This is a genomic window from Nonomuraea sp. SBT364 (genome assembly GCF_001083785.1).
Taxonomy (GTDB): Bacteria; Actinomycetota; Actinomycetes; order Streptosporangiales; family Streptosporangiaceae; genus Nonomuraea.
This window is the reverse complement of sequence record NZ_LAVL01000035.1, coordinates 41,275-61,135: the sequence shown is the minus strand read 5'-3', so window position 1 is coordinate 61,135 and position 19,861 is coordinate 41,275. Positions and strand designations below refer to the sequence as shown.

The window sequence follows — 19,861 nt, the reverse complement described above, 5'->3', positions numbered from 1 at the left end:
TGCGGGGGATGGAGGAAATATGCGAAGAATCGCCTCCGGCTTCGCGGCGCTCGCCACGGTGACGGCACTGGCCGCCTGCTCACCCCAGGGGGCCGCCGGGACAGCCGCCACCGAGTACCTCGTCTTCTACGCCGAGGGGCGGCAGGCCGACGCGCTCGCCCGCATCGGCGAGGCCGGCGGCACCGCCGTCCTGAAAGAGCCCAAGCTCGGGTACGTGATCGCGCGGGCGGCGGGGAGATCGTTCGCCGAGACCGTGGGGGCCGACCCCGCCGTGGCCGGGGTGTCGGCCGACCGCCGGATCGGCCACGCCCCGTCGGCGGCCACCGTGCGCGGTCCCGCGACGGGGCCCGCGGCGGGTGCGTTCCCCGATGCCTCGGCCTTCACCGAGAGCAGCGACGGCGACCCGCTCTCCCCGCGCCAGTGGGACATGATGATGATCGGCGCCGACCGGGCCCACGCCAAGGCGCCCGGCAGCGACAAGGTCCTCGTCGGCGTCATCGACACCGGCATCGACGGCGGCCACCCCGACATCGCCGCCAACTTCAACCGTGAGCTCAGCCGCAACTTCGTCACCGACAAGCCCGAGGACGAGAACGGCGAGACGCTCGACGGCCCCTGCGAGGCCGACGGCTGCAAGGACCCCGTCGACCGCGACGACGACGGCCACGGCACCCACGTGGCCAGCACCATCGCCTCCCCGGCCAACGGCATCGGCGTCATCGGCGTCGCCCCGCGCGTGCAGCTCGTCAACATCCGGGCCGGCCAGGACTCCGGCTTCTTCTTCCTCAAGCCCAGCCTGGACGCCCTCACCTACGCGGGCGACATCGGCGTCGACGTCGTCAACATGAGCTACTACGTCGACCCGTGGCTGTTCAACTGCCGCGACCACCCCTCCGACAGCGAGAAGGAGCGGCTGGAGCAGCGCGCCATCATCACCGGCATGCAGCGCGCCCTCGACTACGCCCGCGGCAAGGGCGTCACGCTCATCTCCGCACTCGGCAACGGCTCCACCGACCTGGGCCGCCCCGCGGCCGACAAGGTCAGCCCCGGATACCCGCGCGGCGAGGAACGCCAGCGGAAGGTCGACAACTCCTGCCTCAACGTGCCCGCCGAGTCCGACGGCGTCATCTCCGTCTCCGCCCTCGGCCCGTCGGGCCGCAAGGCCATCTACAGCGACTACGGCGTCGAGCAGACGGACGTGGCCGCCCCCGGCGGCGACACGCTCGACGGCAAGGACTCCTCGGCCACCCGCTCCATCCTGGCCGCCGCGCCCGAGGAGGTGCTGCGCGCCAAGGGCCGCATCGACAGGGACGGCAAGCCCCGCGGCACCGACGTCGTCCGCGACTGCACCCGGCGGCCCTGCTCCTACTACCAGTATCTCGACGGCACCTCCATGGCCGCGCCGCACGCCACCGGCGTCGCCGCCATCCTCATCAGCCGCTTCGGCAAGCCCGGCCCCGGCGGGGTCACGCTGGCCCCGGACACCGTCGAGCGCTACCTCTTCGAGACCGCCACGGACCAGCCCTGCCCGACGCCGCGCGCGTACGTCTACAAGGTGTACGGCGAGAGCACCACCCACCTGTGCGAAGGCGGCGCCGACCACAACGGGTTCTACGGCAGGGGCATCGTCAACGCCTACGGGGCGGCTACCTTCCAACCATGATGTATCGCCTCATCGCGGACGCGGCGCTGGTGGTGCACCTCACGTTCCTCGCCTACCTGGCGGTGGGTGGGTTCGTCGCCTGGCGCTGGAGGCGTACGATCTGGGTGCACCTCGCCGTCGCCGGCTGGGGCCTGCTGTCGGTCGTCACCGGCGTCGAGTGCCCGCTCACGCTGCTCGAAGACTGGGCGCGGCGCAACGCCGGGCTCGACGGGCTGCCGGCCGCCGGCTTCATCGACCACTACATCGAGGGCGTCATCTATCCGGAGGAATACACGAACTTGGCACGCCTGCTGGTCGCCGTTGCCGTCTTGTTCTCCTACGTCGGGTACGTTCTCCGTCGTCAGTGACTGCCAAGTGGTCTGTACCAATTAAGGTAGGACTCGTGACTCGTCGCGCGAAAATCGTCTGCACCCTAGGCCCCGCCACATCCTCTCCCGAACGCCTGCGCGAGCTCATCGCCGCCGGCATGGATGTGGCACGGTTCAACCTCAGCCATGGCAATCATGACATGCACAGAGAGGTCTACGACCGGGTCAGGGAGGTGGCGGCCGACCTCGGCCGCGGTGTAGGCCTGCTCGCCGACCTGCAAGGCCCCAAGATCCGCGTCGGCACGTTCGAGGAAGGCCCGGTCCGCCTCGGCTTCGGCGACGTCTTCACCATCACCGCCGAGGACGTCCCCGGCGACCGTGACCAGGTGTCGACCACCTACAAGGGCCTGCCGGGCGACGTGCGCCCCGGCGACACCATCCTCGTCGACGACGGCCGCCTCGTCCTGGAGGCCACCCGCGTCGAGAGCGAGCGGGTCATCACCCGGGTCGTCATCGGTGGCATGATCTCCGACAACAAGGGCCTCAACCTCCCCGGCATCAACGTCAGCGCCCCCGCGCTCACCGACAAGGACGAGGCCGACCTGCGCTGGGCGCTGCGCACCGGCTTCGACATGATCGCCCTGTCGTTCGTCCGCCGCCCGTCCGACGCCGATGTGGTGCGCAACATCATGGAGCAGGAGGCCGTCCGCCTCCCGCTGCTCGCCAAGATCGAGAAGCCGCAGGCCGTCGAGCGCCTCCCCGAGATCGTCGAGGCCTTCGACGGCATCATGGTCGCCCGCGGCGACCTCGGCGTCGAACTGCCCCTGGAGCAGGTCCCGATCGTGCAGCGCCGCATCATCGAGCTGTGCCGCGAGAAGGCCCGCCCGGTCATCGTCGCCACCCAGATGCTCGACTCGATGATGAGCTCGCCGCGGCCCACCCGCGCCGAGGCCTCCGACGTCGCCTACGCCGTCATGGACGGCGCCGACGCCGTCATGCTCTCGGGCGAGACCTCGGTCGGCAACTACCCGATCGAGGCGGTCTCCACCATGGACCGCATCGCCTGCGCCGCCGAGAAGTCCTCGCTGCACGCCACCCACACCCTGGAGCGCATGCCGGAGACCACCGGCGGGGCCATCGCCCGCGCCGCCGCCGAGGTGGGCGCGATCGTCGGCGCCAAGGCGCTGGTGGCGTTCACCATGTCCGGCGAGACCGCGCGCCGCCTGGCCCGCTACCGCTCCCCGATCCCGCTGCTGGCCTTCACCTCCGCCGCCCACGTGCGCGGCCAGCTCTCGCTCACGTGGGGCGTGGAGACGTTCCAGGTGCCGTTCGTGCACCACACCGACGACATGGTCCGCCAGGTCGAGGCGTCGCTGCTGTCGCTGGGCCGCCTGGAGAAGGGCGACAAGGTCGTCATCGTGGCCGGCTCGCCTCCCGGCACCCCCGGCTCCACCAACGCCCTGCGCGTGCACACCATCGGCTCCGCGGTGTCGCACACCAACTGACGCCGGAACGATCCGAAGGCGGAAAGAGCCGACCGGCCCTTTCCGCCTTCTCCGCCTTCTTCGCGCTGTCCGAGTTCCGTCTCAGTTCGCGTGCAGGGCCGCGTTCAGCTCCACGCCGCCGCCCTTGCGCGGGATCGCCTCCACCGCGCCCGACTGCGAGTTGCGGCGCAGCAGGACGCCGTCCGCGCCCGACAGCTCCTTGGCCTTGACGACGCTCCCGTCGGGCAGCGTCACCCGGGTGCCCGCCGTCACGTACAGGCCCGCCTCCACCACGCAGTCGTCACCCAGCGAGATGCCGAGGCCCGCGTTCGCGCCCACCAGGCAGCGCTCGCCGACCGAGATGACCTGCTTGCCGCCGCCCGACAGCGTGCCCATGATCGACGCGCCGCCGCCGACGTCGGAGTCCGGGCCGACGACCACACCGGCCGAGATCCGGCCCTCCACCATGGCGGTGCCGAGGGTGCCGGCGTTGAAGTTCACGAACCCCTCGTGCATGACCGTCGTGCCGCTCGCCAGATGCGCGCCCAGGCGCACCCGGTCGGCGTCGGCGATCCGCACCCCGGCGGGCATCACGTAGTCGACCATCCGCGGGAACTTGTCCACCCCGTAGACCGTCACCACGCCCCGCGCCCGCAGCCGCAGCCGCGCCGACTCGAACCCCTCGACGGCGCACGGCCCGAAGTTCGTCCACACCACGTTGGCGAGCTTGCCGAACACCCCGTCCAGGCTCAGCCCGTGCGGCCGCACCAGCCGGTGCGACAGCAGGTGCAGCCGCAGGTAGGCGTCGTGCGCGTCGGCGGGCGGCTCGGAGAGCTTGGCGATGCCGGTGCGCACCGCCACCACCTCGACCCCGCGCGCCTCGTCGGGACCGATGAGCGAGGCCAGCTCGCCCGCCTCCCCGGCGGGCAGCCGCTCGGTGCCCGTGACGGGCGGCTCGCCCAGCTCCGGAGCGGGGAACCAGGTGTCGAGTACGGTGCCGTCAGCGGCGACGGTGGCCAGTCCGACGCCGTACGCGCCGGTAACGGTGGGATCGATAGCAGTCACGTGCCACAAAATACCGCGATCCGCTCCACGCCCAGCTCAGCCCGCACCGCGTCGCGTGCCTTTCAGAGCACGCCGAGGTCCGCCGACAGCCACCGCTCCGGGCTCATCCGGAACGTCACCAGCGCGTTCAGGTCCGAGCCCTCCACGTACCCGGCCACCGCCTCCGGCGGCAGGTAGCGGGCCGCGATCCGGGTCAGCTGCGCCAGCGTCGTCGGTCCCTGGCCCACGACCGGCCCCTCCACCGACACGTACCTGTAGGTCGGGCTCGTCCGCTGCACCAGCAACGTGAACCGGCCCGCCTTCCCGATCAGCCGCGCCTTGACCGAATCCGCCCCGGTCAGGAACTCCACCGCCCCGCCCGGCTCGTAGTCGTACCAGACCGGCACGTTCAGCGGCGCCCGCCCGGGGCCGGCGTCCACGGCCACCCCCGCGATGTGCGACTCGGCCAGGAACTTCTCCCGCTCCTGCTCGCTCAATCCCACCAGACCCACCTCCACGGACCGTCACCCTGTACATCACCCAAGATCAACCTTGGTATTCCCCGCCGTCCCCCGTAAAACGTCCCATATCCGGCGGGGCCTGCGCAGTCTTTGCCGCACCCTGCCCGGCAGCAGACCCGGCCGAGGCCTCACCCGTGCGCCCCGCCCCGGCCCTTTCCGCTGCCGCCGGCACAGGCTCAACTCTTCCCGGGCCGCCCGCGTACCCCTCCCGGCCGCTCTTGGGCGGCGGCGCGGGCTGGGGCCCAGCCGGGGCGGCGAGGGCGTTCCCGCTTCCGCGTCGGGCGCGGCGTCGGCGCTGCGCGCTCTCACATGCGGGGCGTTCGCGCTCCTGTGCTCTCATACGCGCGGGGCGTTCGCTCCCACCGCTTGCTTCCGCGCTTCCCGCGTGGGGGCTTCGAGCGCGGGGCTTCGCGCTGCCCTGCTTCCACGTTTTCCGCGGGCGCCTCGCGCTCTCGCGTGGGTGGGCTCTCGGCGCGCTCACGTCGGGCGGTGGTTCGCATGCACGCGTCGGTCCGCCCTCCGGGGAAGGCCCGTCGCCAGCGAGGTGGTGAGGCCGGAGGACGGGGATGGGGCGCCGTCCGGGGATGGCGCAGGCGGTAAATGAGAAACCGCCCGGTTGGGGGCCGGGCGGTCGGGGTGTGCCCCGGGTGGGACTCGAACCCACACTGAACGGGTTTTGAATCCGCTCCCTACTGCCAATTGGGGTACCGGGGCCGAAATCCGTAAATGTCAGGACCTCGCGGTCGTGGGCCTGCCGCTGAAGTGATCAACGATGGCGCCTACGTGGCTCTAATGTACCGGACATCGGTACTCTTCTGCTCGTGAGTACGCAGCGGCGAGTGGTGATCGCGGAAGACGAGGCGCTGATCCGCCTCGATCTCAAGGAGATGCTCCAGGAAGACGGCTACGTCGTCGTGGGGGAGGCCGGTGACGGGGAGCAGGCGATCCACCTGGCCACGGATCTGCGGCCGGACCTGGTGATCCTGGATGTCAAGATGCCCGTGCTCGACGGCATCTCGGCGGCCGAGCGGATCGTGGCGGAGCGGATCGCGCCGTGCCTGATCCTCACCGCGTTCTCGCAGCGTGACCTGGTCGAGCGGGCCAGGGACGCGGGGGCGATGGCCTACCTGGTCAAGCCGTTCACGAAGGCGGACCTGGTGCCCGCGATCGAGATGGCGGTGAGCCGGCACGAGGAGATGGTGGCGCTGGCCGCCGAGGTGTCGAGCCTGTCGGAGCGGCTGGAGACGCGCAAGCTGGTCGAGCGGGCCAAGGGCCAGCTGATGGCCCAGCACGGCTGGGCCGAGCCGCAGGCGTTCCGGTGGATCCAGAAGGCGTCGATGGATCGCCGGTTGAGCATGCGTGAGGTTGCCCAGATCGTTATAGACGACGCGGCGGAGCGCTCGCAGTAGGGCATATATCAGGAAATTTCGTGGCATGGGTTGTGATGCGGTCACGGAAGGGCATCCAACCGGCTTCGGCGGCTATCGCGTGAGGCGTCCCGGCACTTCTGATGGGCGGACGAAAAGCTCCCTCATCACGAACGGAGACGCTTGCGATGATCCGCATCTTTCGCACGCCGGTCGTCGTCACCGCGGCGTGCCTGGCGCTGGCGGCCTGCGGCGGCGGCGGCACGACCGCCGAGCCCGGCGCCGCCGGACAGAGCTCGGCCTCGGCCCAGGGGCGCCAGGGGGACGGGACGCTGTCGATCGGCACGGTGCTGCCGCAGACGGGCACCCTGGCCTATCTGGGCCCGCCGGAGTTCGCCGGGGTCGACCTGGCGATCAAGGAGATCAACGAGGCCGGCGGCGTGCTGGGCAAGCCGGTGGAGAGGATTCACACCGACTCGGGTGACACGACGACGAACATCGCCTCGCAGTCGGTGGACCAGCTCCTGTCGCAGAAGGTGGACGCGATCATCGGGGCGGCGTCGTCGTCGGTGTCGGAATCGATCATCGACAAGATCACCCGCGCCGGGGTCATCCAGTTCTCGCCGGCGAACACCTCCGACAAGTTCACCACGATCAAGGATGACGGCCTGTACTTCCGCACGGCCCCGCCGGACAAGCTGCAGGGGCGGGTGCTCGCCGACCTGGTGGTGTCCGACGGGCACGCCACCGTGGGCATCCTGGCGATGCAGGACTCCTACGGCTCCGGCCTGGCCGACCAGTTCACCAGGACCGCCGAGGAGGCGGGCGGCCAGGTGGTGGAACGGGTGGACTACGACCCGAAGGCGGCGGACTTCTCCGCGGACGTGGCCAAGATCAAGGCCGCCGCCCCGAAGGCGATCGTGCTGATCGGCTTCCAGGAGACGGCGAAGGTGGTGCAAGAGCTGGTCAAGCAGGGGATGACGGCCGATCGGCACCAGTGGTACATGGTCGACGGGAACATGTCGAACTCGAACTTCCTGACAGCGCCCCGGGGGACGCTGGAAGGGGTCAAGGGCACGATCCCGGGCGCCTCGGCTCCGGAGGAGTTCCAGAAGCGGCTGCTGGCCGTGGACGCCGATCTGACGGAGTTCACGTACGCGGCGGAGTCGTACGACGCGGCGACGCTGATCGCGCTGGCGGCGCTGGCGGCGGGGGACGACGCGGGGCGGCCGGCGGCGGCGAAGCTGGCCGAGGTCAGCAAGGGCGGCGAGAAGTGCCAGGACTTCCGGAGCTGCGCGGACCTGCTCACGGCGGGCAAGGACATCGACTACGACGGCGTGAGCGGCCCGGTCGACTTCACGGACGCGGGTGATCCTTCGGTGGCGACCATCGGCGTCTACCAGTACGGGCCGGACAACAAGTTCAACGCGGCCAAGGCGACCGAATACCGCAAGGGGAACATCGCCGGCTGAGCCGGCAATCGGGAAGGGCCGGCTGAGCCGGCAATCGGGAAGGACCGGCTGAGCCGGCAATCGAAGGGGCCGGCTGGTGGTGGCCGAAACGCCCGTGCTCGGGGCGGGTGTTTCGGACATCACGAATCAGCATAAAAGCTGCGTAACAACCCCCTTTTTCCGTCGTTCACCGGCATGCTGAACTCGGAAAACGCAGCGGAGGGAGAGTTCCTCCGCTGGGACAAGGGGAGTTTCTTGATGATCCGCATTGCTCCGGCCGGGCGCATGCTGGCTGTCGCGGCCGCCGCGAGCCTGGCGCTGACGGCCTGTGGGGGTGGCGGCGACACGGCCGCGCAGGAGAGCCCGTCCTCGGCGGCCTCCTCCGCGGCCCCCGCGGCCAAGGGCGACGGCACGCTGACGCTGGGCACGCTGCTGCCGCAGACGGGGTCGCTGGCGTTCCTGGGCCCGCCCGAGTTCGCCGGCGTCGACCAGGCGGTCAAGGAGATCAACGAGGCCGGTGGCGTGCTCGGCAAGCCGGTGGCCAAGATCCACACCGACTCCGGCGACACGACCACGAACATCGCCGCCCAGTCGGTGGACAAGCTGATCTCGCAGAAGGCGGACGCGATCATCGGCGCGGCGTCCTCGTCGGTGTCGGAGTCGGTCGTCGACAAGATCACCGGGGCCGGGCTGGTGCAGTTCTCCCCGGCGAACACGTCCGACAAGTTCACCACGATCAAGGACGACGGTCTCTACTTCCGCACGGCCCCGCCGGACAAGCTGCAGGGCCGCGTGCTGGCCGACCTGATCGTGGCCGACGGCAACGACTCCATCGGCATCCTGGCGATGCAGGACTCCTACGGCTCCGGCCTGGCCGACCAGGTGACGACGACGGCCGAGGCGGCGGGCGCGCAGGTGGTCGAGCGGGTCGACTACGACCCGAAGGCGGCCGACTTCTCCGCGGACGTGGCCAAGATCAAGGCGAAGAGCCCGAAGGCGATCGTGCTGATCGGCTTCGAGGAGGGCGCCAAGGTCATCCAGGAGCTGGTCAAGCAGGGCCTGTCGGCGGACAAGGTCAAGTGGTACCTGGTCGACGGCAACATGTCGAACGCCAACTACCTGGACATGCCCAAGGGCACGCTGGAGGGCGTGAAGGGCACGATCCCGGGCGCCGAGGCGCCGACGGCCTTCCGTGACAAGCTCATGAAGCTCGACCCCGAGCTGGACGACTTCACCTACGCGGCGGAGTCGTACGACGCGGCCATCCTCATCGCGCTGGCCGCCGAGGCGGCCAAGGACGACAGCGGCAGGTCCATCGCGGGCAAGCTGGCCGAGGTCAGCAAGGGCGGCGAGAAGTGCAAGGACTTCAAGACCTGCGCCGAGCTGCTGAAGGCGGGCAAGGACATCGACTTCGACGGTGTCAGCGGCCCGATCGAGTTCGACGACGCCGGTGACCCGGCGGTCGCCACGATCGGCGTCTACCAGTACGGCGGCGACAACAAGTACGCCGCCAAGGCCCTGGAGTACCGCACCGGCAACATCGCCGGCTAGCCGCCCAGGTCGCAGACGTCGGCCGCGTAGCGGATGAGGCGCTTCTGCACCTGCTCGGGCGGTGTGAGGATGACGACGCGTTCCTCGCCCCCGTCGACGCTGGCGCGGGCGGGGAACATGAACGCCTTCTTGGCCTCGGCGAACGCGTGCGCGTCGCAGCGGGCGGGGGTGATCTCGACGGGCACCTCGGCCCGCTGCGCCGAGGCGTCCAGCTCCGCCCGCAGGGTCTCCCCGCCGGTGACGAGGTAGTGCGTGGTGCCGCCGATGGAGTGCACGGTGACGGCGCCGGGGCCGCGGCGGGTCAGGATGAGCGTGGTGCGCATGGCGTCGCCGTGCTGCTCCCACGTCGGGCCGAAGGCGAGCTCGGCGGCCTGCCTGATGAGGTGTTCCGAGCACTCGTCGCGCACCAGCCTGGCCAGCACCGGGTCGGGATGGGGCACCGGGAAGACGACGCGGCGCAGCCGCTGCTCGGATCCGGCGCGGACGTGGGCGACGACGGTGGCGGGCCGCACCTCGGGCAGCCCCTGCGACGGACAGACGGCCTTTCCGTAAGGAATGGGAAGATCTGTCCTTGCCGTCCGTTTGATGGTCGAATCAGCCTTTTGGACGGGAACGGTAGTGAGTGACGGTGTCACGAGCTGAAGATCGGCGAAATACACCGGTGTATCGCTCGTATTCCGGACGGCTACCTGCAACCGGTGCGCCGCCTCGTCCGAACGCCATTGTCCCAGCGTGACCGACACGCCCGCCGGCGGCTCGGCAGACGGCGCGGCAGGTGGAGCGGAGCTGCACCCGGCGGCGAGGACGCACAGCATGCCGATGGCCCATATGCGCTTCACACCCAGCACATTAGGCACACCCGGGTCCCCGCCGTAAGTTGAGGACTGATTACGACTCCGCATCCAAGTGCCGACAGTTCACCTGCGCATCTGGCCTGGATGTCCAGGCATTTTGTACGTTTCCGTCATTCGATCGGGAACGCTCGGCGGTGCTGACGGATCCCGGCCTGGAAATGAAGGAGATTACTTCATGATCCGCATTGCTCCCGTGGGACGGGTGCTGGCTGTCGCGGCTGCCACCAGCCTCGCCCTGACAGCTTGCGGTGGCGGCAGCAACACCGCCACGCCTGAGTCCCCCTCGGCCGCCCCATCCTCCGCGGCCCCCGCGGCGAAGGGCGACGGCACGCTTACCCTCGGTTCGCTGCTGCCGCAGACCGGATCGCTCGCCTTCCTCGGCCCGCCCGAGTTCGCGGGTGTCGACCTGGCGGTCAAGGAGATCAACGAGGCCGGTGGCGTGCTCGGCAAGCCGGTGGCCAAGATTCACACCGACTCCGGCGACACCACCACGAACATCGCCTCGCAGTCGGTCGACAAGCTGCTGACCCAGAACGCCGACGCCATCATCGGCGCCGCGTCCTCGTCGGTGTCGGAGTCGGTCATCGACAAGATCACGGGCGCCGGAGTGGTCCACTTCTCCCCGGCCAACACCTCCGACAAGTTCACCACGATCGAGGACAAGGGCCTGTACTTCCGCACCGCCCCGCCGGACCAGTTGCAGGGCCGTGTGCTGGGTGACCTGATCGTCGCCGACGGCAACGCCTCGATCGGCATCATGGCCATGCAGGACTCCTACGGCACCGGCCTGGCCGACCAGGTGGCCAAGACCGTCCAGGACGGCGGCGGCGAGGTCGTCGAGCGGGTCGACTACGACCCGAAGGCGGCCGACTTCTCCGCCGACGTGGCCAAGATCAAGGCCAAGAACCCGCAGGCGGTCGTGCTGATCGGCTTCGAGGAGACCTCGAAGGTCATCGGCGAGCTGGTCAAGCAGGGCATGCCGGCCGACAAGGTCAAGTGGTACATGGTCGACGGCAACATGTCGAACACCAACTACGTCAAGATGCCCAAGGGCACGCTCAAGGGCGTCAAGGGCACCTACCCCGGCGCCGCGGCTCCCGACGAGTTCCGGCAGAGCCTCATGGCCGTCGACCCCAAGCTCGAGGACTTCACCTACGCCCCCGAGTCCTACGACGCGGCGAACCTGATCGCGCTGGCCGCCGAGGTCGCCAAGAGCGACGTGGGCGCCGACATCGCCGCCAAGCTGGCCGAGGTCAGCAAGGGCGGCGAGAAGTGCACCAACTTCAAGACCTGCTCGGAGCTGCTGAAGGCGGGCAAGGACATCGACTACGACGGCGTGAGCGGTCCCGTCGAGTTCAACGACGCCGGTGACCCGGCCGTCGCCACCATCGGCATCTACCAGTACGGCGACGACAACAAGTACCCCGTGAAGGCGCTGGAGTACCGCACGGGCAACATCGAGGGCTGATCCCCGCACGACGAGAAGGGCCCGGTCTTCCCCCCTGAGACCGGGCCCTTCGGCGTGCTCAGCGGCAGCCGGCCTCGATCTGCCCGGCCGCCGTGCGGTACCGCTTGAGCAACGCCACCTGCCGCTCGCGCGGCACCTGCGCCTTCGACAAATCCGCGGTCGTGGACTCGACCGTACGGACCGCCGCAGCGAGTGAGTCCGGCAGGCGGGGGCCGAACTGGCGGGTGATGCCGTGCACCTCGGCCAGCCGGCCGATGACGGCGTCCTCGAAGTCCTGGGCGTCCTCGCGGCCCTCGGGTTCGAGCAGCAGGCCCGCGTAGCCGATGGCGGAGACCACGCGCGCGCAGGGGTCGTCGCCGGGGTCGCCTCCGGTGCTGTACGTGCCGGGGGCGGGGGAGGAGCCGCAGGCGGCGATCAGGAGGAAGAGGAGTGCCGAAGCCGCGAGACGTTTCACAGCACCCATTGAAGACAAAACAGCACCCGTTGAAAACAACGAAGGGGCCCCGGGGGAGCCCCTTCCTCGTCCGGACGCGTCAGGCCTTGGCGAGCGTGCCCAGATAGAGCTCGATGACCTTCGGGTCGCCCGCGAGCTCCCTGCCGGTGCCGGTGTAGGCGTTGCGGCCCTGGTCGAGCACGTAGCCGCGATGGCAGATCTGCAGGCAGCGCCGGGCGTTCTGCTCCACCATGATCACGGTCACGCCCGCCTTGTTGATCTGCTGGGCCTGGATGAACACCAGGTCCTGCAGCTTGGGCGACAGACCGGCCGACGGCTCGTCCAGCAGCAGCACCGACGGCTCGGTCATGAGCGCCCTGGCCATCGCCACCATCTGCCGCTCGCCGCCCGACAGGGAGCCGGCGCGCTGCTTGCGCCGCTCCTTGAGCGCCGGGAACAGCTCGGCGACGAACTCGAAGCGCTCCTTGAACTTGCCGGGCACCTGGAAGGCGCCCATCTCGAGGTTCTCCTCGATGGTGAGGCTGGGGAAGACGTTGTTGGTCTGCGGGACGTACCCGACGCCGCGCGAGACCAGCTGGTGCGCCTTCATGTTCGTGATGTTCTCACCCTTCAGCGTGACCGTGCCGCTGCGGATGTTGACCAGCCCGAACATGGCCTTGAGCAGGGTCGACTTGCCGGCGCCGTTGGGGCCGATGATGCCGATCAGCTCGCCGTCGCCCACGTACAGGTCGGAGCCGTTGAGGATGTTGACGCCCGGCAGGTAGCCGGCGATCAGCTCGTCGCAGCGCAGGACGGCGTTCTCGGCGCCGGCCAGGTGCGCGCCGCGGTCGGTGACGGCCGACGCGGACTCGGGGACGGCGTTCACTTCTTCGTCTCCTCTTCGAACTCGGCTTCGAGCGCCACCTCGGCCTCATGGAGCTGCTCGGCGAGATCGCTCTCGGAGAGCGGGGCGTCATGGTGGGCGCCCAGGTAGGCGTCGATGACGCGCTCGTCCGACATGATCGTGCCGGGCGGGCCCTCGGCGATGACGGCGCCCTGGGCCATGACGATGACCCAGTCGCTGATGTCGCGCACCATGTCCATGTCGTGCTCGACGAACAGCACCGTCATGCCCTGCTCGCGCAGGTCCTTGACGTGGCCGAGCAGCGACTGGGTGAGTGCCGGGTTGACGCCGGCCATCGGCTCGTCGAGCATGACCAGTTCCGGCTGGACCATGAGCGCGCGGGCCATCTCCAGCAGCTTGCGCTGGCCGCCGGACAGCGAGCCGGCGAAGTCGTCGCGCTTGGCGTCGAGCTTGAAGCGGGCCAGCAGTTCCTCGGCCCGGTCGGTGATCTCACCCTCCTGGCCGCGCCAGACGGCGGGCACCAGCGCGCGCCAGAAGTTCTCGCCGAGCTGCTTCTGCGCGCCCAGGCGCATGTTCTCCAGCACCGTGAGCTTCGACAGCGCCTTGGTGAGCTGGAAGGTCCGCACCATCCCGGCCCGCGCCACCTTGTGGGCGGGCACGCCGTTCATGCTGCGGCCGTTGAACGTCCACTGCCCGGAGTCGGCGGTGTCGAAGCCGGTCAGCTGGTTGAAGAAGGTGGTCTTGCCGGCGCCGTTGGGGCCGATCAGCGCGGTGATGGAGCCGCGCTGCACCTCGACGTGCCCGACGTCGACGGCGGTCAGGCCGCCGAAGCGGCGCACCACGTTGTCCACGACGAGGATCGGGTCCGGCTTGGGCACTCCGGGTTCGCGGTCCAGGTCCTTGAAGGCGGCCAGGGCGGCGGCCTTGCGGTCGATGGCGGATTCAGCGTGCATCGATTGCTATCTCCCTCTTGTCACCGAAGATGCCCTGTGGCCGGAAGACGAGCAAGAGGATGAGTCCCAGCCCCACGAGGAGGAAGCGGAACGGGCCGACCTGGGTGGAGTCCATGAAGGTGATGATCCCCGACTCGACCGCCCCGCTGAGCACGCCGTTGACCAGCACCAGCAGCACCCAGAAGATCGCCGAGCCGACGACGGGGCCGAACACGCGCGCGGCGCCGCCGAGGATGACGATCGTGTAGGCGAAGAAGGTGGTCTCGGTGCCGAAGATGTCCGGCTGGACCGAGGCGTAGGCGAGCCCGTAGATGAAGCCGCCGAGGCAGCCGATGACGCCGCCCAGGATGAGCGACTGCATCTTGTAGGAGAAGACGTTCTTGCCGAGGCTGCGCACGGCGTCCTCGTCCTCGCGGATCGCCTTGAGCACACGGCCCCAGGGGCTCTTCATGAGCAGGAAGACGATGGCGCAGGAGATGCCGACCAGGATCCAGCCGACGACGAGGACCCACAGCGTCCGCTCGCCGAACAGGAGCCAGCCGAACCCGTACTCCCCCTCGGGGAAGGGGTTGAGCGCGTAGAAGCCGTCGGAGAAGCCGCGACGGCCGTCGGAGCCGCCGAAGACGTCCTTGAACGCCACCGAGCGGAACACCAGCCGGACGATCTCGGCCGCCGCGATGGTGACGATGGCCAGATAGTCGGCGCGCAGCCGCAGGGTCGGGATGCCCAGCACGACGGCCAGCAGCACGGCGGCCAGCAGGCCCACCCCGATGCCGATCCAGAAGGGCAGGCCGAGCACGGTGACGGTGACCGCCAGGCCGTAGCCGGCGACCGCCAGGAACGCCGACTGCCCGAAGTTGAGCAGGCCGGTGTAGCCGAAGTGGATGTTGATGCCGATGGCGGCGAGCGCGTACCAGACCGTCTCGACGCCGATGGCGGCCTTGACGGTGGTGGAGATGATCGTGATCCAGTCCATGGTTCCCCCCGTCAGCCGATCCGCTCGCGGCGGCCCAGGATGCCCTGCGGCCGGAAGAGGAGCACGATGATGAGCACGGCCAGCGCGCCGACGCTCTTGAGCTCCGGCGGCACCCACAGCGTCGAGACCTGGATGAACAGGCCGACGATGATCGAGCCGACCAGGGCGCCGAAGGCGGTGCCGAGCCCGCCGAGCGTGACGCCGGCGAAGATGAGCAGCAGGATGTCCTGGCCCATCGTGAACTTCAGGTTCTGCGACAGGCCGAGCATGATGCCGGCCAGCGCGGCGATGGCGCCGCCCACGGTCCAGATGATGCGGATGACCCGGTCGACGTTGATGCCCGATGAGGCGGCGGGGGCGGGGTTGTCGGCCACGGCGCGAGCGGCCTTGCCGGTGCGGGTGCGCAGCAGGGCGACGCCGACGACGATGAGGACCAGCAGCTCGATGCCCATGGCGACGAAGTTCTTGGGGGCGGCCGAGATGGGACCGACCTGGATGCCGGGCTGGGCGTTGTACTGGGCGAACGCCTCGCTCTGGCCGCCGAACAGGATGAGGAACAGGTAACGCAGGAAGATCGCCACACCGATCGAGACGATCATCGCGGCGATGATGCCGGTGCCGCGGCGGCGCAGCTGGCCCCAGAAGAACCTGTCCTGCGCGTAGCCGAGCCCGCCGGCGAGGATGACCGCGATCAGCGCGGCGGGGATGAGGTGCAGCCCTATGCCGGTGTTGAAGGCGTAGGCCAGCAGTGCGCCGAGCGTGACCAGCTCACCGTGGGCGAAGTTGGTCAGGCCGGTGGTGCCGTAGATGAGGGACAGGCCGAGCGCGGCGAGCGCGATGATCAGCCCCAGGTTCAGGCCCTCGAAGGTGAGCTGGGCGGCCCGTTCCCAGAAGGCGCTGCCGCCGCCCCCGCTCTGCTCGGGCTCCGCTCCCGCGGCGGTCTTGGGCTGCAGGGCGAACAGCACGCTCGCCGGGTTGCCCTCGTACACGGTCGGGGTGCGGGTGTTGCTGCCGCCCCGGACCTGCAGGTTCGGCGGGAGGGTGCTGACATCCAGCGTGACCTTGTACTTTCCGGCCTTCTCGACCGGCACTTCCCATGTGCCTTTGGCGTCACTGGTGACCTCCTGAACGGGTTGTCCGCTCTCGGTGGTCACGACGATTTTCACGCCGTTCACTGGCTGGCCTTGGTGTTGGAGTGTTCCCCTCAGGCTCTGTTCCGGATCGGCCGCATGGGCCGGAGCGGCGAGCAAGAGAATGAGTCCACCCAGGAAGGCCGTGAACGCGATCACGGCTCTGCGCAATGGTGCTCCCTCAGATAGGTCAAGGCGGGGTTGTGCCCCTCCATCTCGACACGCGGGCATCGCAGGCACGACTGGGATGCTGTGGCGGGAGCCTATTCCGGGTACGCCCGGTTCAGTATGGTTCGTCACCAATTAGTGACATGTGTGTGTCACTTGTGTGAGCAAACAACGCGGCAGGTCAGGGGCTAAATGAGCGGTGACGCCTGGCGCGGGTGACTAACGAAACGCTAACGATGCGAAGCGGAACGTGAAAACGAGCCCGGGGGAGGCCTTTGGTGCCGTATGAGGCTTCCCCGGCCTCACCCGTTGTCTACTCGGCCTCCCCGCGGGCCCCGCTGGGACAACCGTAGCGAGCCCGGGGGCCTGTGCGCAAAGGGGCTGGTGCGATCAGGCGTCGCGCAGCATGCAGGTGAGACGGGAGGTGCACACGCGCCGCCCCTGCTCGTCGGTGATCTCGATGTCGTAGCTCGCCAGCGTGCGGCCGCCGTGCAGCCGGGTGGCCACGCCCGTCACGAAGCCCGAGGTCGCCGAGCGGTGATGGGTGGCGTTGATCTCGATGCCCATGGCGATCCTGCCGGGACCGGCGTGGATGGCGGCCGCCGTCGAGCCGAGCGTCTCGGCCAGCACCACCGACGCGCCGCCGTGCAGCAGGCCGTACGGCTGGGTGTTGCCCGCCACCGGCATCCGGCCGACCACGCGCTCGGCGGTCGCCTCCAGGAATTCGATGCCCATCCGATCGGCCAGCGTGCCCTGGTGGACCGCGGTGAAGGAGGCCGGGTCGATCTGCGTCAAGGGGACGCCTCCAGTCTTTCGAGCTCGGGTTTTCTGTCGCAGTTGGAGACTAGGCTGCCTGTGTGCCGAAGAGTGAAGTGACCCCCAGCCGACCCTGCCTGCTGCTGCTTGACGGGCATTCCCTGGCTTATCGTGCGTTCTACGCGCTGAAAGACGCCAACCTGATGACCACCGACGGTCAGCACACCGAGGCGGTCTACGGGTTCACCTCGATGCTGACCAACATCCTGCGCGACGAGCAGCCCTCGCACGTGGCGGTGGCCTTCGACCGATCGGAGCCGACGTTCCGGCACGAGGAATACTCCGATTACAAGGCCAACCGCAGCGAGACGCCCGAAGACTTCCGCGGCCAGATGCAGCTCATCTTCGAGCTGCTCGACACCCTGCGCATCCCGCGCCTGTCCAAGGCCGGCTTCGAGGCCGACGACCTGATCGCCACGCTGGCCACCCGCGCCGGCGCCGAGGGCATGAGCGTGCTCATCGTGACCGGCGACCGCGACGCGCTGCAGCTCGTCAACGAGGACGTCACCGTGCTCATGACCCGCCGCGGCATCAGCGACATGACGAGGTTCACCCCCGACGCCGTCCAGGAGAAGTACGGCCTCACCCCCGTGCAGTATCCCGACTTCGCGGCGCTGCGCGGCGACCCGAGCGACAACCTGCTCAGCATCCCCGGCGTGGGCGAGAAGACCGCGGCCAAGTGGGTGCGCGAGTTCGGCTCGCTGACCGCGCTCGTCGACCGGGTCGACGAGGTCAAGGGCAAGGTCGGCGACAAGCTGCGCGAGCACGTCGCCCAGGTGCTGATGAACCGCCGGCTCACCGAGCTGCTGCGCGACGTCCCGCTGGAGGCCGAGCTGACCGACCTCAAGCAGGGCGCCTGGGAGCGCGAGGAGGTCAACAAGCTCTTCGACACCCTGCAGATCCGCGGCGAGCTGCGCGAGCGCGTCTTCAAGACCCTCGGCACCGGCGAGCAGGAGCCCGACCAGGGCTTCGAGGTCGAGACCGTGATCCTCGGCCCCGACCGGGTGGCCGGCTGGCTGGCGGCGTTGCCCGAGGGCCGCGCCGGCGTCGCGTTCAAGGGCGTCTACGGCAGCGGCACCGGCCGCGTCGACGCCATCGCCATCGCCTCGCCCGACGGCACCGCCGCGCACATCGACCCGGTCAAGCTGACCGAGGCCGACGAGGCGGCCCTGCGCGCCTACCTGGCCGACCCGGCCAGGCCCAAGGCCGTGCACGACGCCAAGGGCCCCATCCTGGCGCTGTGGGCGCAGGGCATGGAGCTGCGCGGGCTGTCCTGCGACACCGCGCTGGCGGCCTACCTGGCGATGCCGGGGCAGCGCACGTTCGCGCTCGAAGACCTCGCCCGCCGCTACCTCAACCGCGACCTGCGGGCCGAGGAGGAGTCCGACGGCCAGGCCGCCCTGTTCGGCGACGACGACGACGCCCCGGCCAAGGATCTGGCGCTGCGCGCGCACGCGGTGCGTGAGCTGGCCGAGGCGCTGGAGGGCTTCCTGGCCGGGCGCGGCGGCACCCAGCTGCTGAGTGACGTGGAGCTGCCGCTGCTCACCGTGCTGGCCGAGATGGAGCGCGCCGGCATCGCCGTCGACAGCGAATACTTCGCCGGTCTGGAGGCCGAGTTCGGCGCCGCCGTCAAGCACGCGGTCGAGGAGGCGCACCGGTCGGTCGGCGAGCAGTTCAACCTCGGCTCGCCCAAGCAGCTGCAGGAGGTGCTGTTCGTCAAGCTCGGCCTGCCCAAGACCAAGAAGATCAAGACCGGCTACAGCACCGACGCCGACCAGCTCGCCTGGCTGGCCACCCAGTCCGAGCACGAGCTGCCGACGATCATGCTGCGGCACCGCGACCAGACCAAGCTGCGCACCACGGTCGAGGGCCTGATCAAGGAGATCGGCGACGACCGCCGTATCCACACCACCTTCAACCAGATCATCGCCGCCACCGGCCGGCTCTCCTCGGAGAAGCCCAACCTGCAGAACATCCCGATCCGCACCGCCGAGGGCCGCCGCATCCGGCAGGGCTTCGTCGTGGGGGAGGGCTACGAGACGCTGCTGACCGCCGACTACAGCCAGATCGAGCTGCGCATCATGGCGCACCTGTCGGGCGACGAGTCGCTGATCGCCGCGTTCGAGTCGGGCCACGACTTCCACCAGGCGACCGCGGCGCGGGTGTTCGACCTGCCGCCGGAGCAGATCGACGGCGAGCTGCGGGCCCGCATCAAGGCGATGAACTACGGGCTGGCCTACGGCCTGTCCGACTTCGGCCTGGCGGGCCAGCTCAACATCCCGGTGGCCGAGGCGCGGGCGCTGAAGGAGGAATACTTCCAGGAGTTCGGCGGCGTGCGCGACTTCCTGCACGACATCGTCCGCCAGGCGCGCACCAACGGCTACACCGAGACCATGATGGGCCGCCGCCGCTACCTGCCTGACCTGACCAGCGACAACCGCCAGCGGCGGGAGATGGCCGAGCGGATGGCGCTCAACGCCCCCATCCAGGGCTCGGCCGCCGACATCATCAAGGTCGCGATGCTGCACGTCCGCCAGGCGCTCGCGGAGGAGGGGCTGGGCTCGCGGATGCTCCTGCAGGTCCACGACGAGCTCGTGTTCGAGGTCGCGCCGGGCGAGCTGGAGACGCTGCGGCAGCTGGTGCGCGACCAGATGAACGCCGCCTACCGGCTGCGGGTCCCGCTGGAGGTCTCCGTCGGCGTCGGCAGGACGTGGGAGGACGCCGGCCACTGAGCGGGGTTTCGGCCCGGTATGTCGGGGCATGCCACTTTTTTCGTGATCCTTTGGATTACGCTGAGGGAAGTTTTCCC

General features: G+C 69.5%; 17 protein-coding genes and 1 tRNA gene. 8 read left to right on the top strand and 10 right to left on the bottom strand.

The window, feature by feature from the left end:
• Window positions 1-19: 19 nt before the first annotated feature.
• The 3 genes from ADY59_RS18285 to pyk are packed head-to-tail and all read left to right on the top strand — an operon-like array spanning window position 20 to window position 3,476.
• On the top strand, window positions 20-1,663 hold the full coding sequence (locus tag ADY59_RS18285) for a S8 family peptidase (protein ID WP_049563669.1): 1,644 nt from the start codon (window positions 20-22) through the stop codon (window positions 1,661-1,663).
• Window positions 1,660-2,010, top strand: coding sequence for a DUF2784 domain-containing protein (locus ADY59_RS18280; RefSeq protein ID WP_049563667.1), 351 nt, complete (start codon window positions 1,660-1,662; stop codon window positions 2,008-2,010). Before ADY59_RS18285 ends, ADY59_RS18280 begins: the two co-directional genes overlap by 4 nt.
• 35 nt (window positions 2,011-2,045) lie before the next feature.
• Complete coding sequence (pyk, locus tag ADY59_RS18275) at window positions 2,046-3,476, top strand: pyruvate kinase (RefSeq protein ID WP_049563665.1); 1,431 nt, start codon at window positions 2,046-2,048, stop codon at window positions 3,474-3,476.
• 81 nt (window positions 3,477-3,557) lie between these two features.
• Here the strand turns inward: pyk and dapD are convergent, their stop codons facing one another.
• The 3 genes from dapD to ADY59_RS18260 all read right to left on the bottom strand — a co-directional run bounded on the left by dapD (window position 3,558) and on the right by ADY59_RS18260 (window position 5,734).
• The gene (gene dapD, locus ADY59_RS18270; protein ID WP_049563663.1) at window positions 3,558-4,520 is read right to left on the bottom strand and encodes a 2,3,4,5-tetrahydropyridine-2,6-dicarboxylate N-succinyltransferase; all 963 of its coding nucleotides are present in this window, start codon (window positions 4,518-4,520) and stop codon (window positions 3,558-3,560) included.
• A gap of 62 nt (window positions 4,521-4,582) precedes the next feature.
• Window positions 4,583-5,017, bottom strand: coding sequence for a pyridoxamine 5'-phosphate oxidase family protein (locus ADY59_RS18265; RefSeq protein ID WP_231618770.1), 435 nt, complete (start codon window positions 5,015-5,017; stop codon window positions 4,583-4,585).
• A 642-nt stretch (window positions 5,018-5,659) separates the two neighbouring features.
• A tRNA-Leu gene (locus tag ADY59_RS18260) sits at window positions 5,660-5,734 on the bottom strand.
• A gap of 107 nt (window positions 5,735-5,841) precedes the next feature.
• Here ADY59_RS18260 and ADY59_RS18255 point away from each other — a divergent pair.
• The 3 genes from ADY59_RS18255 (at window position 5,842) to ADY59_RS18245 (ending at window position 9,389) form a co-directional block, all read left to right on the top strand.
• Window positions 5,842-6,429, top strand: coding sequence for an ANTAR domain-containing response regulator (locus ADY59_RS18255; protein ID WP_269433616.1), 588 nt, complete (start codon window positions 5,842-5,844; stop codon window positions 6,427-6,429).
• Between the two features lie 146 nt (window positions 6,430-6,575).
• Complete coding sequence (locus tag ADY59_RS18250) at window positions 6,576-7,859, top strand: ABC transporter substrate-binding protein (RefSeq protein WP_049563661.1); 1,284 nt, start codon at window positions 6,576-6,578, stop codon at window positions 7,857-7,859.
• A 237-nt stretch (window positions 7,860-8,096) separates the two neighbouring features.
• Window positions 8,097-9,389, top strand: a complete 1,293-nt coding sequence (locus ADY59_RS18245) for an ABC transporter substrate-binding protein (RefSeq protein WP_049563656.1) — start codon at window positions 8,097-8,099, stop codon at window positions 9,387-9,389.
• Here ADY59_RS18245 and ADY59_RS18240 read toward each other — a convergent pair.
• Window positions 9,386-9,901, bottom strand: coding sequence for a hypothetical protein (locus ADY59_RS18240; protein WP_049563655.1), 516 nt, complete (start codon window positions 9,899-9,901; stop codon window positions 9,386-9,388). The genes ADY59_RS18245 and ADY59_RS18240 overlap by 4 nt on opposite strands.
• Before the next feature lie 517 nt (window positions 9,902-10,418).
• Between ADY59_RS18240 and ADY59_RS18235 the strand changes: the two genes are divergently transcribed.
• Window positions 10,419-11,711 (top strand): ABC transporter substrate-binding protein, encoded by a 1,293-nt coding sequence (locus ADY59_RS18235; RefSeq protein WP_049563654.1) that lies wholly within the window; start codon window positions 10,419-10,421, stop codon window positions 11,709-11,711.
• A gap of 58 nt (window positions 11,712-11,769) precedes the next feature.
• Here ADY59_RS18235 and ADY59_RS18230 read toward each other — a convergent pair whose 3' ends face one another.
• The 6 genes from ADY59_RS18230 to ADY59_RS18205 all read right to left on the bottom strand — a co-directional run bounded on the left by ADY59_RS18230 (window position 11,770) and on the right by ADY59_RS18205 (window position 16,971).
• Entirely contained in the window at window positions 11,770-12,165 is a 396-nt protein-coding gene (locus tag ADY59_RS18230) for a hypothetical protein (protein ID WP_049563653.1), read from the bottom strand.
• Window positions 12,166-12,244: 79 nt separating this feature from the next.
• Entirely contained in the window at window positions 12,245-13,030 is a 786-nt protein-coding gene (locus ADY59_RS18225; protein WP_049563652.1) for an ABC transporter ATP-binding protein, read from the bottom strand.
• Complete coding sequence (locus ADY59_RS18220; protein WP_049563651.1) at window positions 13,027-13,962, bottom strand: ABC transporter ATP-binding protein; 936 nt, start codon at window positions 13,960-13,962, stop codon at window positions 13,027-13,029. The genes ADY59_RS18225 and ADY59_RS18220 overlap by 4 nt, the downstream gene beginning before the upstream one ends.
• Window positions 13,952-14,938: a branched-chain amino acid ABC transporter permease gene (locus tag ADY59_RS18215; protein ID WP_049563649.1), complete on the bottom strand. Its 987-nt coding sequence runs from the start codon at window positions 14,936-14,938 to the stop codon at window positions 13,952-13,954. The genes ADY59_RS18220 and ADY59_RS18215 overlap by 11 nt, the downstream gene beginning before the upstream one ends.
• Before the next feature lie 11 nt (window positions 14,939-14,949).
• Entirely contained in the window at window positions 14,950-16,104 is a 1,155-nt protein-coding gene (locus ADY59_RS18210; RefSeq protein WP_231618769.1) for a branched-chain amino acid ABC transporter permease, read from the bottom strand.
• Window positions 16,105-16,626: 522 nt separating this feature from the next.
• Window positions 16,627-16,971, bottom strand: a complete 345-nt coding sequence (locus tag ADY59_RS18205) for a PaaI family thioesterase (RefSeq protein WP_082310195.1) — start codon at window positions 16,969-16,971, stop codon at window positions 16,627-16,629.
• Between the two features lie 122 nt (window positions 16,972-17,093).
• Between ADY59_RS18205 and polA the strand changes: the two genes are divergently transcribed.
• Complete coding sequence (gene polA, locus ADY59_RS18200) at window positions 17,094-19,784, top strand: DNA polymerase I (protein ID WP_049563644.1); 2,691 nt, start codon at window positions 17,094-17,096, stop codon at window positions 19,782-19,784.
• Window positions 19,785-19,861: the final 77 nt, after the last annotated feature.